Raw genomic sequence first — 15,834 nt, forward strand, 5'->3', positions numbered from 1 at the left:
GCTGGAAAGAGGTGCTCGACTTGACCGACCCCGTGCTGCCCGGCCTCACGCCGTGGCCCGCTGACCTTGCGCAACGCTATCGGGACCACAAGCTCTGGACCGGTGAGACATTCGGCGACCTGCTCGCCGCGCGCGCGGGCGCCACGCCGGACCGGACCGCGGTCCTCGACACCGCCAACCGCTGGACCTACGCCGAACTCGACCACCGATCGAGGTCGTTGGCCACCGGTCTGGCCCGCCTCGGCATCGCGCCGGGCGATCGGGTGCTGGTGCAGCTGCCCAATCGCGCCGAATTCGTCGAGGTCGTCTTCGCGCTGTTCCGGCTGGGCGCGCTGCCGGTGTTCTGCTTGCCTGCGCATCGCGCCGCCGAGCTGGTGCCGATCGCCGAGGCCGCGTCGGCGACCGCCATGATCACCTGCGGGGTCCATCAGCGCTTCGACTATCCGGCCTTGGCGGCGACCGTGCGGGGCGAGGTGTCGAGCCTGCGCCACGTACTGCTCGTCCTCGACGCGGGGCAGGAACTGCCGCACGGCGCACTCGACATCGCCGAATTCCGGGACGAGCCGGTCGACTTGCCGGGTCCCTCGGCGGGCGATGTGGCGTTCCTGCAGCTCTCGGGTGGCAGTACCGGGATACCGAAGCTCATCGCCCGCACCCACGACGACTACCTCTACAGCGTGCGCCGCAGCGCCGAGATCTGCGAACTCGACAGCGACACGGTCTATCTCGCGACGCTGCCGATCGCCCACAACTTCCCGATGAGCTCGCCGGGCATCCTCGGCGCGCTGTGGGCCGGTGGCGCGGTGGCGATGACCCCCGATCCCACTCCGGCGACGGCGTTCCCGCTCATCGAGCGGTTCGGCGTCACCATCACCGGTCTGGTGCCCCCGCTGGCGCGGCTGTGGACTGAGCGCGCCGAAGCGGGCGCGACGGCCGATCTGACCAGTCTGCGGGTGCTGCAGGTGGGTGGCGCCCGCTGCCAGGACGAGCTGGCCCGCCGGATCGGGCCCGCGCTCGGTGTCACCCTGCAGCAGGTGTTCGGGATGGCCGAGGGCCTGGTCTGCTACACCCGGCTCGACGATCCGATCGACGTGGTGGTGAGCACCCAGGGCCGGCCGATGTCGGAGTTCGACCAGATCGCGGTCGTCGACGACAACGACGCCGAGGTCGCACCGGGCGCGACGGGCAACCTGATCACCCAGGGCCCGTACACGATTCGCGGCTACTACGACAACCCCGAGGCCGACGCCCGCAGCTTCACCGCCGAGGGCTGGTACCGCACCGGTGATGTCGTCGCGGTCCGGCCCGACGGGAACCTGGTGGTCGCGGGCCGCGCGGGCGACTGGGTGAACCGGGGTGGGGAGAAGGTCTCGGCCGAGGAGCTCGAGGCGCATCTGCTCGAACATCCCGACGTGCGCGACGCGGTGATCGTCGGCACCCCGGATCCCGTTCTCGGACAGCGTATCTGTGCGTTCGTCCAGCCCGCCGACCCCACGCAACGGCCCACCCTGACCGCGGTGCGCTCGTTCGTGCGCCGCCGCGGCGTGGCGGCCTGGAAGATGCCCGACGCGGTGGTCGTGGTCGACGAGTTCCCCGAGACCGGCGTCGGCAAGACCAGTCGCAAGGAGCTGCGGCGGTTGCTGGCCGAGGGCGCGCACGGCAACTGACCCCGCCGGGGGTGGCGTGCCGGACACGCCACCCCACGGCTCAGGCCAGCAGTTCGATCCAGGACCCGAGGACGGGATCGCCTGCGAGCGTGGGGAAGTCGATATCGGCATGTCCGGCCCCCCGCCATTTCTCCACCAGCGACATGATGCGCACCGAATCGAGTCCGGCGTCGAGCAGATCGGTCTCGGCGCTCAGCTCGGCCACCTCGACACCCAGTGCGGTGGCCACATCGGCGATCACCTGTTCGTCGGTCATGGTCATTCCTCTCGATCGAAGTCGGCGACGCCGCGCTTCCAGTACCCGGCGATGAGCGAGTCCTTGGGCCCGATGCCGAGGTCGTTGCGGAGGAACTTGCGGATGCCGCGCAGGCAGCCCGCCTCCCCGGCCACCCACGCGTGAACACGGTGTCCGGCAGTCACTTTCACCTCTCGCACGGCTTGCTCGAGGATGTCGCTGGTGCCGGGGGCGAGGTCGCCGCGGTGCAGCCAGCGCACACTGACGCCGGCGGGTGGGTCGAGCGGGATCTCCTCGCTGGGCTCGGCCACCTCGATGAACGCCCAGCCGGTAGTGTCGCGCGGCATGTGCTCGAGCAGGCGGGCGATGGCGGGCAGCGCGGTGATGTCACCGGCGAGCAGGTAGTCGTCGTAGGTCTGCGGGATCACGACACCACCGGGCGGGCCCGCGATGTGCGCCTTGGTGCCCGGGGTCACCGAGGCGGCCCAGTCGGAGGCCAGACCGCCCGGGTGGATGACGAAATCGATGTCGAGTTCGCCGTCGGCGATGCTGTGGCGGCGCACGGTGTACTCGCGCGAGACCGGTCGCGGGTTACCCCAGTCGAGCATCGCGCCGTCGAGCGTGGGCAGCCGAAGCACGCCGTTCGCATCCGGGAAGATCAGGCGCACATGCTCATCCGCCACGTGGCTGTGGAATCGCGCGATATCCGGACCGCCGAAGGTGATCCGCCGCAGCGCCGAGCCGACGGGGGCGACCCGCAGCACCTCCACTTCCTGCAGGCCGATCGGGTACGGCACCTTCGCGCTGTGTTCCCCGGCGAGTACCTCGGCGATGTTGCCGGCGTAGTCACTGCGATCCTTCACTGCTGTTCCTTTCTGTGCAGCGGCCCGGCGGCGAGCGCCATCAGGCCGGTGAGTACCAGGACCGCGACGCCGTAGAGCACGAGCGCGCGTCCAGGAGCGAACATCTGGCCGGCGAAACCGGCCACCATGGAGCCGACCGCGGTACCGGTGACCGACTGCACCATCAGCAGTCCCGACATGCGTCCGCGCATGTGGTCGGGGGCGGCCTGCTGCAACATGGCGTAGCGCAGCACCATGTTCACCGCCCTGGCCAGGCCGAACCCGGCCAGCCCGAGGAACACCAGCGCCGCGTGCGACCACAGCCCGGCCGCGATCACCCCGATCGGCATGATCGCGAGCGAGATCAGTAGCGCGCGACCGGTATTGACGCGGCTCATCCAGCCGCTGGTGAGCGTGCCGAGCACCGCACCGGCACCGGGTGCCGCGTAGAGCAGGCCCAGCGTGCCCGGCCCCGCGTCGAGTTCGACGTCGGCGAAGGCAGGCAGCAGCACCAGCGGTCCGCTGACGAGCATGCCGATCAGCCCGGTCAGCAGAATGAGCCGGATGGATTCGTGGCGCACCGCGAAGCCGATACCGGCGGCCAGCTCGCGCACCGGATTCTGCAGGTCGCGTTGCGGTGGCGGTGACGGTCCGATCGCGGTGATCAGCCCGACCGTCGCGGTGGTGGCGAGGGCACAGAGGAAATACGCCGTGGCCACACCGGTTTTCGCGACGAGCAGTCCGGCGATCGCGGGGGTGATCATCGTGCCGAGGTCGGTGGTCAGCGAGACCAGCGCGCCCGCGGCCGCCACCTTCTCCCGGCCGACCAGGGCCGGAACCATGGCCATCAGCGCCGAACCGCTCACCCCACCCGCGAGGCCGTCGATCACGGCGGCGAGGTAGATCACGGGCACGATCGGGTCCGGCAGTAGCGCGTTCACCCCGAGCAGCAGGAAGCCGACGCCGGCGGCACTGCGCGACCACTGGATCACCGCGCGGCGGTCGTACCGGTCGGCGACCACCCCGCCCGCGAGACTGCCCACGAACAGCGCCGCGGCGGTCGTGGTGGCGACCCCGGCGACCTGCAGGCTCGACCCGGTGAGCTGGTAGACCTGCAGCGGCAGAGCCACCATCAGCAGTCCGATGCCGAGCACCGACACCAGCCGGGCCGCGAAGGCGCATCGGAAGGGGCGCGAGGTCCGCAGCGGGCTGATGTCGATCAGCAGACCCGATGTCACCGGAACCGCTCGACGATCAGATCGAGAGTGGTCATGACGGTGCGGTAGTCGGGCCGCGAGCTGGTCGCGGGCAGTTCGAAGACCTTGTTCGCCTGGAACGAGGGCAGCGAGGCGTAGAGCGGGTCGTTGCGCAGCTCCTCGACGGAACGGCCACCGCTGAGCGGAATCGTGAACAGCACCGGCGCGTCGATCACGGTGTTGATCAGCTCCGGGCTGAAGCTGATGAAGTCGGCGCTCTGTTCCAGGGTGGGGTTACCCGCCTTGGCCAGGATCTGGGTGTCGAGGGTGAAGCCGACCTCCGAGAGCAGGGTGGGCAGCGCGGCGGTCGGCAGGAAGACGGTCGGCTTCTGGCTCTTGATCGACTGGATGACGACGGTCCCGCCCTGCGGGGCCTTGATCTTGTTCTTGGCCTCGGTCAGCGTGGCCTGGTAGTTCGCGATCAGCGTGTCGACATTGGCGGGCTTGTTCACCGCCGCGGCGATGAAGCGGAGCTGGTCCTGCCAGTAGGTGGTCTCCGTCGGCATCAGCACGGTCGGGGCGATGGCGCTGAGCTGGTCGTAGGCGTTCACCGACTGCTGGCCGGGGTAGCCCTGGCCACCGCCGATGATCAGGTCGGGACGCTGGGCGGCGATGAACTCGAGATTGATGTTCTCGCCGGACGGCACGGCCTTGGTGCCTTGCTTCTTCGCGTCCTCGGCCCAGGCGGCGGGGAACTCACCCGGCTTGGCGGGAACACCGAGCAGGCGCGGATCCGCCGCCACCACCGGGGCTTCCAGGTCGTAGAGGTAACCGCCCAGGTTGCCGTTGAGCACGACGATGCGCTGCGGGACGGCGGGCACCTTGACGGGGCCCTTGGCGGAGGGGACCTCACGCGGACCCGTGTCGGCGGCCTCGGAGGACGAGTCGCCGCAGGCGGTGAGCACCGCGACCAGCGCGAGGATCAGCAGGGCGAGGGCGGCACGCAGGCGGCCCGATGATCGCTTGGTGAACATGGAGGGAGATTTCCTCATCTCTGGCTAACGGGGAAAAGTGGTGGCGGGCGGCGACGACCGCGAGCGCTCAGTGCACTTCGGCGGCGTTCTCCGCGAGTGGAATCACCAGTGGCGTACCGGTTTCCGGGTCGTCGACGATCCGGCATCGCAGCGAGAAGACCTTCTCGACCAGCTCGGCGGTCACGATGTCGGCGGGCGTACCCGTCGCGATCACCCGCCCGTCGCGCAGGGCGATGAGGTGATCGGCGTAGCGGAAGGCGTGGTTGAGGTCGTGCAGCACGGCCACGACGGTCCGCCCGGAATCCCGGTTCAGCGATCGGCACAGATCCAGGAGCTGGATCTGATAGGCGATGTCGAGATAGGTCGTCGGCTCATCGAGCAGGATCAACGGGGTGTCCTGGGCGAGCACCATCGCGATCCACACGCGTTGGCGCTGACCGCCCGACAGCTCGTCGACCATGCGCGCCGACAACTCGGTGACCCTGGTCGCCGCCATCGCCGACGCGACGGCCTCCTCGTCGGCCTTCGACCACTGCCGCAACAGCGTCTGATGTGGATAGCGCCCGCGCGCGACGAGATCGGCGACCCGGATGCCGTCCGGCGCGGTCGAGGTCTGCGGCAGCAGGCCGATCTGCCTGGCCACCTGCTTGGCCGGGTAGGAACCGATCGGTTTGCCGTCGAGCAGCACGGTCCCCGATTCGGGGGTGAGCAGCCGGGCCAGCGCGCGCAGCAGGGTGGACTTGCCGCACGCGTTCGGGCCGATGATCACCGTGAACTTGCCGTCCGGGATGTCCACCGACAGCTGGTCGCTGATCGTGGTGCCCTTGTAGCCCAAGCGGACCCGGTCGGCGCGCAGGCGTGAAGTGTCGTTCATCTTTTCGCTTTCCTAAGTCCGTCGTGCCTCGGCGACCAGCAGATACGCCAGGTACAGACCGCCGATCGAGACGGTGACGAGGCCGACCGGCACGGTGGTGGGGGCGAACGCGTGCTGGGCGATCCAGTCGCAGGTGATCAGCAACATCGCCCCCATCGCCGCCGAGGGCGCGAGCGCGATCGACGGCGTGCGGGCCAGCCTGCGCGCCAGATGCGGTGCGGCGAGCGCGACGAACGCGATCGGACCGGCTACCGCCGTCGCCACCGCGGTGAACGCGACGCTGAGCACGATCAGCCACAGCATCGCCCGGCTGACGTCGATGCCGAGCGCGCGCGCGGTGTCGTCGCCGAGTTCGAGGATCTGCAATCGAGGAGCCGCGGGGACGATCGCGATCGCCAGCACGGCGAGGATCACCACCGCGGGACCGACCTGCGGCCACGAGAGTCCGTTCAGCGTCCCCGCGCCCCAGGCCGCCGCCGACATCGCCGCGTCCAGATCGGCGCGCAGAATCAGCCAGGTGTTGATCGAGGCCAGCATGGCGCTCACACCGATGCCGACGATGATCAGCCGGAACCCGGTCACATTGTGCCGGAAGGCGAGTAGATGGATGACGAAGGCGGCGCCGAGCCCGCCGATCAGCGCGCCGGTCGCGGTCTGGAGGTGCCCACCGCCGAAGGTGAGGATGGCGATCAGCGCGCCGGTGTAGGCCCCGGTGTTGAACCCGACGATGTCGGGGCTGCCCAGCGGATTCCTGGTCACCGATTGCAGGATGGCGCCACTCACGCCCAGTGCCGCGCCGAGGATCAGGGCCAGCAGGATGCGCGGCAGCCGCCAGTCCCACACCACCAGCCGGTCGAAACGTTCGTCGCCGATCACCAGCGCGCGCAGCACGCGCAGCGGGGGGATCAGGTAGTCGCCGCTGCCGAGCGCCAGTACCGCTGTCACCAGCGAGATCGTGAGCAGGACAGCGCATACCACGAGGGTGCGCATGCCGATCCGCGCGGACAGCCGTGCTCCGCGCGGCCGGATCACCAGCATCGCGCGACCGAAATCGATCATCGAACTCATGCGGCGGCACCGACCTTCGCGCGACGGGCCAGCCAGATCAGCACCGGCGCGCCGAGGAACGCGGTGACCAGGCCGGCGGGGACTTCATCCGGACGAATGATGAGCCGGCCCAGGATGTCTGCCGACAGCACCAGGATCGGCGCGAGCACCAGCGAATAGGCGAAGATCCAGCGCTGATCGGGTCCGATCAGCCACCGGGCCACATGCGGGACCGCGAGCCCGACGAACGCGATCGGGCCGACCGCGGCGGTCGCGGTGCCGCACAACAGCACCAGCGCCAGCGCGGTGAACAGGCGAGTGCGCCCCACGTGCACACCCAGTGAGCGGGCCAGATCGTCGCCGAGCGCGACCGCGTTGAGTGAACGCGCGCACACCATCGCGATGATCAGGCCGACCGCGATGAACGGGGTCGCGCCGATCAGAATGTCGAATCCGCGTCCGGCGAGGCCGCCGGAATCCCAGTGCCGCATCTCGTCGAAAGCCTTGGGGTGCAACAGGATCAAGCCCCTGGTCAGGCCGCCGAGAACCGCGGTGGCCGCGACGCCGGCCAGGGTCAGCCGCACCGGATCGGTGCCCGACCGTCCGGCGGTGCCCACCCGGTAGACGACCACCGACACCAGTGCGGCGCCGAGGAATCCGAACCAGACGTAGGAGGTGATCTCACTCACACCGAACAGCGCCACCGCGATGGTGATCGCGAAGGCCGCGCCCGCGTTGACGCCCAGCAGGCCGGGATCGGCCAGTGGGTTGCGGGTCAGTCCCTGCATCAGGCAGCCCGCCACACCGAGCGCGAGCCCGACGAGCAGGCCGAGCAGGGTGCGCGGCACCCGGTATTCGGTGATTGTTACGTGGTCGGGGGTGGTGCTCGAACCGAAGAGCGCCTGCCAGACATCGCCGATGGCAATAGCTTTCGTGCCGATCAACAGACTGAGCGCACAGGCTGCGACCAGCACGAAAACGGCAAGAAGCCACCCGCACCAACGCGGATTTCTCATCAGGGGTTCTCTCTCACGGCGAACTCGGTCATCTTGGAGGTTAGCCTAAGCAAGGTCTTGATAGGTGAGGCTTACCTCGCTATGGTCCTTCTCGTTCGGACCGCAGTCTGCGCGCCGCGCATCTCATGATGAGGACACGAAAGGTTCACCCCGTGAAAATCACCAAGTTCGCTCTGCTGGCATCCACCGTCAGCGTTGCCCTCGGCATCGCTGCCGGAACCAGCCACGCAGCACCCGCCGCGGATGCGCCGATCAACTTCACCTCGACCACTACCGAGACCTCGACGATCATCGGCACCGACGTGGGCTCGATGGTGGTCGAGGACGGTGTGTTCAAGATCAAGGCCGCCAATGGCGCCACCGTCGCGGGTAGCGAATTGTCCTTCCGGGTAGACGAATTCGTGTTCCCGATCGCCGCCGATATCTCGGGTCGCACGGCGACGCTGACCCCGCAGTTCGACGTGGCGCACGCCGCTTACAAGCCGGTCGCGCTGCCTTACGAGGACAAGGCGCCGTGGAAGAGCGAATACGACCGTGAGCAGGCGGCCTGGAGCCGTCTGGGCAGCACCATCTCCCTCGGTGCCGGCATCGCGACCCTGGTCGGCGGTCTCGGCGGCGGCGCGGTCGGTTGTGTGCTCGGCGGCCTCGCGGGCGCGACCATCGCCGCGGCCACCATCGTCGGCATGTTCGGCCCGTTCATCCCGGCCGCGGCCGTCGGCTGCCTCGCCGGCATCATGGCTATCGGCGCGCTCGGCACCCTCGCGGGCCAGATCTTCGTCACCGCTCCCGTCGCGATCATGGCCGCCGTGCAGTACTTCACCACGATCAACTCCCCGATGCCGAACAACCCCGCCCCGGCAGCCAAGTAGGGATGAGACCTCGGCCGAATCGGCCGAATCAGAACCTCGCGGAGGGGACAACTCAGCGAGAAGAGAATCCCGCCCGATCAGCATCGGGCGGGATTCGCTGTGTCCGAACCGCGTTGGTCAGTCGGTGTCTTGTGCTTTCTCGTTCGGTGCCGGGATATGTCGCAGCAGGACGATGACCAGCCCGGCGGCGACGGCGGTCAATCCGATGCCGACTACCGAGTTCACTTGCAGCGCTTGGGTGTAGGCCTCGCGGGCGACCGCGCTCAACTCGGCGCCGAGCGTTTCGGGCAGTGCCGCCGCGACGTGCAGGGCGCCCGCGAGCGTGTCCTCGGCGACATGCGCGATCTCCGGTGGCAGTTCGGCGGGCAGCTGCTCCGACATCTGTCCGCGGTAGACGGCGGTGCCGATGCTGCCGATCACCGCGACGCCGAGCGCCGTGGACAATTCCTGACCCGTTTCCGAGATCGCCGAGGCGGCACCGGCGCGCGCTGGGTCGACCGCGCCGACGATCAGGTCGAGGCCGAGCACGAACATCGGGCTCAGGCCGAGGGAGAACACCACCATGCCGGTGACGATCAACCCGAGATCATCGCTGCCGGAGAGCTGGGTGAACAGCGCGAACCCCGCCATCGCGATCAGCAGGCCGCCGATCATCAGGTACGCGGGCCGGATCCTGGGCGCGAGTGCGCTGACCACGCCCGCGGCCACGACCATCGCGGCCGCCTGCGGCACGGTCCACAGTCCGGCCTCGAACGCCGAAAGCCCGAGCACCAGTTGCAGATACTGCGCGAGCAACAGGAACAGCCCGCCCATCGCCAGCATGGCGACCATCAACGCCACCAGCGACCCGCTGAACCGGACATTGCCGAACAGCCGCAGGTCGATCAGCGGATCGGTCAGGCGCTGCTGGCGCAGGACGAACACGGCGCCGAGCACCAGACCGGCCAGCAGGACGCCGACGGCCTCGATCGACCAGCCGTCCTTGGCCAGCTCCTTGATGCCGTAGATAACGGCCATCACCGACAGCAGCGACAGGACCGCGCTGAGAATGTCGAGCTTGCCCGGGTTCGGGTCCTTGTATTCGGGCAGCAGGAACGGGCCGCTGCCCAGCAGCAACACCATCGCGGGTACCGCGACCAGGAACACCGAACCCCACCAGAAGTTCTCGAGCATCGCGCCACCGACCAGCGGTCCGATCACCATGCCCACCATGAAACTGGTCATCCACACACTGATCGCGGCGGTGCGCTGGCGGTCGTCGTGGAACATATTGCGGATCAGCGCCAGTGTGGACGGCATCAGGGTCGCGCCCGCGATACCGAGCAGCGCGCGGGTGCCGATCAGCATGTTCGCGCTGGTCGAGTACGCGGCGATCACCGAGGCGACGCCGAAGGCCAGTGCGCCGATCATCAGGAGTTTGCGGCGGCCGATGCGGTCGCCGAGGGTGCCCATGGTGATGAGGAAACCGGCCACCAGGAAGCCGTAGATGTCGAGGATCCACAGCAGTTGTGAGCTGCTCGGTTCGAGTGCTTCGCTGATGCGGGGGATCGCCAGGTAGAGCACACTCAGGTCCATCGAGATGAGCAGCGTCGGCAGGGCGAGGACGGCCAGCCCGATCCACTCCCTGATCCCGGCCCGTGTAGTGGATTCGGGCGAGGACTGGTCGTGCTGGGTGGACGTCACTCTACGACCGTACCGGCGGATTCACCTCCGGTGCCAGTGAGTTTTCCAGTGACGCTCGCCGTAAGTCATTGGACATTCCGGGCAGGCGACCACGATCATGGGCTCGGTGTCCACACGCAATGAACAGCTCAGGCTCGTCGATTCGCCGCGTCAGCCGCAGGATCAGGGCGAGCCGTTTCCGTGGTCGGCGACCATCGACTCCACCTATTCGACCCGCGACGCGATCGACGCACTGGCCCTTGCCCCCTTCCTGCGCGGCGATCAGCCGTTCGCCCGCCAGGCCCACCTGGACCGGGTGCGCCCCGACGCGGCGCTACTGCCCGCCGACTCGCGGATCGTGCGCGCGGTCGCCGACGACGACAGCAGTGCGTTGCTCGCGGCCGGTGACGGCTGGGCGCTGCGGGCTGTGCGATGGGCGAGCGGTTCGGCCACGATCGAAGTGACCGCGGCGAGCGACGAACTCGCTGTCGAAGTGTTGGCACAGGCCACCGAGGGTGCGGCGCTGTCACGTGACAGCGAGGCCACGGTCGAGATGGGCTTCTGGCACATGGACGTTCGCCGCCCCGCGCGCCGACGGCGCCAGATCGCGGCGCCCGCGTGGGCGGAGATTCGTGGCAACTACACCGGCTCGGTGGCCGCGGGCATGGAGCGATTGATGGGGCTCGGTGTCGCCGATATCAAGGGGCGGCTGGTGCTGCTGCACGGCGAGCCCGGCACCGGCAAGACCACCGCGCTGCGTGCGCTCGCGCGGTCGTGGGCGCCATGGTGTGAGGTCGACTGTGTCGTCGATCCGGAAGAACTGTTCAGCAATCCCGGCTATCTGATGGAAGTCGCGGCGGGTGCCGACGGCGACGACGAGGACGGCCGGTGGCGGCTGCTCGTGCTGGAGGATTGCGATGAACTGATCCGCGGTGAGGCGAAAGAAGCGGCGGGCCAGAAGCTTTCGCGCCTGCTCAATCTCACCGACGGCATGCTGGGCCAGGGCCGCAATGTGCTGATCGCGATCACCACCAACGAGGACCTCTCCCGGCTGCACCCCGCGGTCGTCCGGCCGGGCCGCTGCCTGGCCCAACTCGAGGTCGGCCGGTTGTCAGCGGCGGAAGCCGGCGAGTGGCTGGCCCGCCAAGACGGTGCCCCCGCCGCGTCGAGCTTCCCGGACGGCGCGACGCTGGCCGAACTGGTCGCCCACCGCGACGGCGGGATCCAGATCCGAGCCACCAACGACCACTCGACCGATGTCGGTATGTACCTCTAGTGCTCCAGGAGACCCGGAGGGGAGCCAGGGCGAGGCGATGACCACCGCGAATCTCGCTGCGGTGAGCAAGGTTTCCGTAGCGGACGATCGCTACCGGGCCGATGGCGCCAGACCGGGGCCGCCGAGATGCGCCCGCCGGCGATGTCGTCGCGCGCTCGCGCCCAATCCGGTGCTTGCCAGGCTGACCGCGGCGACCTTGCGCGCGTTGCAGCGCACGCCGGTCTCGGTCCGGATCACCGTCACCGACTGACGACGTGCGCCGCGGCCGCGCAGGCCAGGGTGAGCATCAGCGGAACGGCCAGCGCCGCGGTCAGCGGGATCACGGCGGTGAGCCAGCCGATCATCGCGGGGCCAGCGAGCAGGCCGAGGTAGCCGATGGTGAACACGCGCGACATATCCGTGGCGGCTGTCGTGCCGCCGAGATTGCCCGCGGTGGAGAAGATCTGGGGGACACCACCCGCCAGGCCGAGGCCGCACATCGCCCAGCCGAGGAGGGTGAGTGGCAACCAGGGCGAGGCGATGACCACCGCGAATCCCGCTGCGGCGAGCAAGGTTCCGTAGCGGACGATAGCTACCGGGCCGATGGCGCCACTCACCCGATCGGCGAGGAATCGACCGAGGGTCATGGTGGCGGAGAAGGCGCCGAAAGCGAGCGCGGCACCCGCCTCGGAGGTGTCGAGGTGTTCGCGGACCTGCAGCGCGCTCCAGTCGGCCGCCACCCCCTCCGCGAGCAGCAGGACGAACGCGATGCACCCGAGTGCGAACACCTTCTGTGTTCGCCGGCGCCGTTCACCGCGCTGGTCGGCGCGCGGCCGCGCCGAGTCGGTGGGAACGGCGCCGCCGGGTCGCTGGTCGCTCGCGTCGGGTTCGATTGTGCGGGCGTCAGCTGTCGCATGCTGGCTCGCGCTGTTCCCGGTCTGCGCACCGACCCTGTCGTAATGCTCTGGGTGCGAAGGTGATTCGGGTCGGCTCTCGCCGAGCAAGTGCGGTACCAGCAATGCGGTGACGCCCAGTCCGCCTATCCCGGAGCAGAGCAGCGTCAGCTGCGTCGTCCACCCCGCGTGCTGGGCAGCCGCGCCCACCAGGGAGCCGGCGAAGGCACCCGCCGAGAACATCGCATGGAACGAGGACATGATCGGCCGGCGGTACGCACGTTCCACGTGCACCGCCTGGGTGTTCATCGACACGTCGAGGGCGCCCATCCCGAACCCGAAGCAGGCCAAGGCAATCGCCAAGGTGACTGGATCGGTCGCGAGTCCCGGGCCGAGTACCGTCACCGAAATGGCCGATGCGGCCACGGCCACCAGGGTGCGGCTGCCGAACCGGTCGGCGGCCGGGCCCGCGAGCCGCATGCCGACGAGCGCGGCGCTCGCCATCAGCAGCACGAGCACGCTGAGCGTCGAGGCCGACACCCCCGTCCGGTCGGTGATCGCCGGAATGTGGACCACCCACATCGCCAGCAGCACCCCGTTCAGCGTAAAAGCCGCGAACACCGCCGCCCTGGCCATCGCAACCCTGCGGTCGATCGTCGCTGAACCCACCACGTCGACGCTACCGGCCTTCGCGCCGATCGCGGGGTACCTGGCAATTCAAGATCACCAGGCCCTGGTGTAGATCGCCTCTCGGGCGACGCTGCCGTGATGGCCTGGTGATCAACTGTCCAACTGCTGTTACCGGGGTGTCCATGCTCCGGTGGCGGCGGTCTCCTCGGCGTAGTCGGTGAAATCGCGGGCTTCGCGGCCGAGGGCGCGGCGGACACCGTCCGCGGTGGGGGTGTTGCGGCCGTCGAGGATGGTGCCGAAGAGGTAGTCGAGCAGGCTGATCACGTCATCGGGGACCTGATATTCACTCAGGGCCGCAACGAATTCCGGCCGGGACACGGGGATGAAGGCGATCTCGCGGCCGGTGGCCGCGGCGATCTCGCCGACCGCGTCGGCGAAGGTCAGGGCGCGTGGGCCGGTGAGCTCGTAGAGCTGACCCGCGTGGCGCGGGTCGGTGAGCGCCGCCGCCGCCACCTCGGCGATATCGTCGACGTGCACGAACGGCTCCGGCACATCGCCGTTGGGCAGCGCCACCGCACCGGCGAGTACGTCGTCGACGAAGGCGCCCTCGCTGAAGTTGTGGGCGAAGAAGGCGCAACGCACGATGGTCCAGTTCAGGCTCGAATTCCGCACGATCTCTTCGCATTCCAGTGCCTCGGGTTCGCCGCGACCCGACAGCAGCACCACCGAGCGCACGCCCGCGGATCCGGCGGCGGCGGTGAACGCGCGGATGATGTCCGGGGCGCCGGGGACGGCGAGGTCGGGCTGGAAGGCGAGATAGACGGAGCCGACACCGGCGAGGGCGGGTGCCCAGGTCTCGCGGTCGGTCCAGTCGAAGGGGATCGCGGCGGTGCGCGAGCCGTGGCGGACCGGTGCGCCGGCGGCCTCGAGGAGCGCCGCTACCCGGCTGCCGGTCTTGCCCGTAGCGCCGGTGATGAGGGAAAGCTGCTGGTGAAAAGCGGTGTTTGTCATGAGATAAGTACACCGTCGCCCGGCTCGCGGCGACATCGTCGTGCCGCTCACGAACATGCGTTGTCGTCTACTGTGAAGGGGTGGATGCGTTAGCCGGTCTGCTCGAAGGTCCACGCGCCCGCGGTGCGTTCCTCATGTGTTCGCTGCTGAACCCGCCGTGGTCGCTGCGCGTGCAGGATGAAGCCCCGCTCACGGTGCTCGCGATGATCCGCGGAAAGGCTTGGGTCAGTACGGATTCGATGCCGCCGCGGCAACTCGGCCCGGGCGATGTCGCGGTTTTCCGTGGGCCACAGCCCTATACGGTGGCCGACGATCCGGCGACCGAACCCCAGATCGTCATCCAGCCGGGTCAGGTCACCACCACGCCCGATGGCGAAATACAGTGCGAGACACTGAGTCTCGGTGTACGACAGTGGGGCACCGATCCCGACGGTGAGACGCTGATGGTCACCGGAACCTACGAATCGGCGGGCGCGGTGAGCCGACGGTTGCTGCGCGCGCTGCCACGGGTCGCGGTGCTGCCGCGCGGTGAGCTCGATACCCGCCTGCTCGACCTGCTCGTCGACGAAGCGACCAAGGACCTGCCCGCGCAGACCGCCGTCCTCGACCGTCTGCTCGACCTGCTGCTCATCGCCGCCCTGCGCGCGTGGTTCGCCCGCGACGACGCCCCCGCCTGGTACCACGCCTACAGCGACCCGCTGGTCGGCAAGGCCCTTCGCCTGCTCCAGCACAATCCGGCGCATCCGTGGACGGTGGTCGCGCTGGCCGAGGCGGTCGGCATGTCGCGTGCCGCGCTGGCCCGCCGGTTCACCGAACTCGTCGGCGAACCCCCGATGACGTTCCTGACCGAATGGCGGCTCTCACTGGCCGCCGACCTACTCGCCGAATCCGATGCGACCGTGGAAGCCATCGCCCACCAGGTCGGGTACGGGAGCGCCTTCGCCCTCAGTTCCGCCTTCAAACGGCACTTCGGGGTGAGTCCGCGCGACCACCGGCAGGCGAGCACGGCCGCGTTGTCGTCGTCCGCATGAGCGATCAGCACCCGGAGGAGTCGCTCGCGTGATCACTCAGGGCTGCGATGATGGCCCGATGAGCTATCCCGTCTTGTGGCCGATGCCGACCCGGTGGGCCGATAACGACCAGTACGGCCACGTGAACAACGTGACCTACTACTCCTACTTCGACACCGCCGTGAACGCCTGGCTGCTGCGCGCCACCGGCACCGACATCACCGCGCTGCCCGCGCTCGGCGTCGTAGCGCAGACTTCATGCCGATTTCACGGGTCGGTGAGCTTCCCCGACCAGTTGCAGGTCGGGCTCCGGATCGCCCGCCTCGGCAACTCCAGCATCACCTACGACCTGGCGATCTTCCGTGAGGGCGACGCCGGTCTCGAGCTCGCCGCGACCGGCGAATTCGTCCACGTATATGTCGACGCCGACACCCGCAAACCGGTGGCGATCCCCGAGGTGGTGCGCACGGCCGCCGCGGAGCTAGTCACCGGCTAACGCTCAGAAGGCTATGCCCCTACCTCGGGGAGTCGGCTGCTCCGGAGCCCGTCGCGGTGTGGCGTTCAGGAGGCGATAACCCCTACCTCGTGGAGTC

The 15,834-nt window shown here is 69.0% G+C and carries 16 protein-coding genes; 6 read left to right on the forward strand and 10 right to left on the reverse strand.

What is annotated here, in order from left to right; genetic code table 11:
• The first annotated feature begins 11 nt into the window (after positions 1-11).
• Positions 12-1,667 (forward strand): (2,3-dihydroxybenzoyl)adenylate synthase, encoded by a 1,656-nt coding sequence (locus tag ACTWPB_RS05355; RefSeq protein WP_446226242.1) that lies wholly within the window; start codon positions 12-14, stop codon positions 1,665-1,667.
• Positions 1,668-1,707: 40 nt separating this feature from the next.
• Here ACTWPB_RS05355 and ACTWPB_RS05360 read toward each other — a convergent pair whose 3' ends face one another.
• The 7 genes from ACTWPB_RS05360 to ACTWPB_RS05390 form a co-directional block, all read right to left on the reverse strand.
• Complete coding sequence (locus tag ACTWPB_RS05360; protein ID WP_446224588.1) at positions 1,708-1,923, reverse strand: phosphopantetheine-binding protein; 216 nt, start codon at positions 1,921-1,923, stop codon at positions 1,708-1,710.
• 2 nt (positions 1,924-1,925) lie between these two features.
• Positions 1,926-2,765 (reverse strand): siderophore-interacting protein, encoded by an 840-nt coding sequence (locus ACTWPB_RS05365; protein ID WP_446224589.1) that lies wholly within the window; start codon positions 2,763-2,765, stop codon positions 1,926-1,928.
• A complete protein-coding gene (gene entS / locus ACTWPB_RS05370) occupies positions 2,762-3,982 on the reverse strand; it encodes an enterobactin transporter EntS (RefSeq protein ID WP_446224590.1) in 1,221 nt (406 codons plus the stop codon). The genes ACTWPB_RS05365 and entS overlap by 4 nt, the downstream gene beginning before the upstream one ends.
• Positions 3,979-4,974 carry an ABC transporter substrate-binding protein gene (locus ACTWPB_RS05375; RefSeq protein ID WP_446224591.1) on the reverse strand — a complete coding sequence of 332 codons (996 nt, stop codon included), beginning with the start codon at positions 4,972-4,974 and terminating at the stop codon, positions 3,979-3,981. The genes entS and ACTWPB_RS05375 overlap by 4 nt, the downstream gene beginning before the upstream one ends.
• A 67-nt stretch (positions 4,975-5,041) precedes the next feature.
• Positions 5,042-5,848 carry an ABC transporter ATP-binding protein gene (locus ACTWPB_RS05380; RefSeq protein WP_446224592.1) on the reverse strand — a complete coding sequence of 269 codons (807 nt, stop codon included), beginning with the start codon at positions 5,846-5,848 and terminating at the stop codon, positions 5,042-5,044.
• A 12-nt stretch (positions 5,849-5,860) separates the two neighbouring features.
• Complete coding sequence (locus ACTWPB_RS05385; protein WP_446224593.1) at positions 5,861-6,916, reverse strand: FecCD family ABC transporter permease; 1,056 nt, start codon at positions 6,914-6,916, stop codon at positions 5,861-5,863.
• Positions 6,913-7,911: an iron chelate uptake ABC transporter family permease subunit gene (locus ACTWPB_RS05390; protein WP_446224594.1), complete on the reverse strand. Its 999-nt coding sequence runs from the start codon at positions 7,909-7,911 to the stop codon at positions 6,913-6,915. The genes ACTWPB_RS05385 and ACTWPB_RS05390 overlap by 4 nt, the downstream gene beginning before the upstream one ends.
• Before the next feature lie 152 nt (positions 7,912-8,063).
• Here ACTWPB_RS05390 and ACTWPB_RS05395 point away from each other — a divergent pair, with 152 nt between their 5' ends.
• Positions 8,064-8,780, forward strand: a complete 717-nt coding sequence (locus ACTWPB_RS05395; protein ID WP_446224595.1) for a hypothetical protein — start codon at positions 8,064-8,066, stop codon at positions 8,778-8,780.
• Positions 8,781-8,897: 117 nt separating this feature from the next.
• On the opposite strand, the gene ACTWPB_RS05400 is transcribed toward ACTWPB_RS05395, so the two are convergent.
• Positions 8,898-10,463, reverse strand: a complete 1,566-nt coding sequence (locus ACTWPB_RS05400) for an MFS transporter (RefSeq protein ID WP_446224596.1) — start codon at positions 10,461-10,463, stop codon at positions 8,898-8,900.
• Between the two features lie 97 nt (positions 10,464-10,560).
• Between ACTWPB_RS05400 and ACTWPB_RS05405 the strand changes: the two genes are divergently transcribed.
• Positions 10,561-11,718, forward strand: coding sequence for a DUF5925 domain-containing protein (locus ACTWPB_RS05405; protein WP_446224597.1), 1,158 nt, complete (start codon positions 10,561-10,563; stop codon positions 11,716-11,718).
• Positions 11,719-11,755: 37 nt separating this feature from the next.
• Complete coding sequence (locus ACTWPB_RS05410; protein WP_446224598.1) at positions 11,756-11,968, forward strand: hypothetical protein; 213 nt, start codon at positions 11,756-11,758, stop codon at positions 11,966-11,968.
• Here ACTWPB_RS05410 and ACTWPB_RS05415 read toward each other — a convergent pair.
• Complete coding sequence (locus ACTWPB_RS05415) at positions 11,958-13,244, reverse strand: MFS transporter (RefSeq protein WP_446226243.1); 1,287 nt, start codon at positions 13,242-13,244, stop codon at positions 11,958-11,960. The genes ACTWPB_RS05410 and ACTWPB_RS05415 overlap by 11 nt on opposite strands.
• 144 nt (positions 13,245-13,388) lie before the next feature.
• Positions 13,389-14,231, reverse strand: a complete 843-nt coding sequence (locus tag ACTWPB_RS05420; RefSeq protein ID WP_446224599.1) for an NAD(P)H-binding protein — start codon at positions 14,229-14,231, stop codon at positions 13,389-13,391.
• A gap of 80 nt (positions 14,232-14,311) precedes the next feature.
• Here ACTWPB_RS05420 and ACTWPB_RS05425 point away from each other — a divergent pair, with 80 nt between their 5' ends.
• Both ACTWPB_RS05425 and ACTWPB_RS05430 read left to right on the forward strand, forming a co-directional pair.
• Positions 14,312-15,262 carry an AraC family transcriptional regulator gene (locus tag ACTWPB_RS05425; RefSeq protein ID WP_446224600.1) on the forward strand — a complete coding sequence of 317 codons (951 nt, stop codon included), beginning with the start codon at positions 14,312-14,314 and terminating at the stop codon, positions 15,260-15,262.
• 58 nt (positions 15,263-15,320) lie between these two features.
• Positions 15,321-15,737 (forward strand): acyl-CoA thioesterase, encoded by a 417-nt coding sequence (locus tag ACTWPB_RS05430; protein ID WP_446224601.1) that lies wholly within the window; start codon positions 15,321-15,323, stop codon positions 15,735-15,737.
• Positions 15,738-15,834 lie beyond the last annotated feature (97 nt).

It is taken from the genome of Nocardia sp. IBHARD005 (assembly GCF_052814245.1).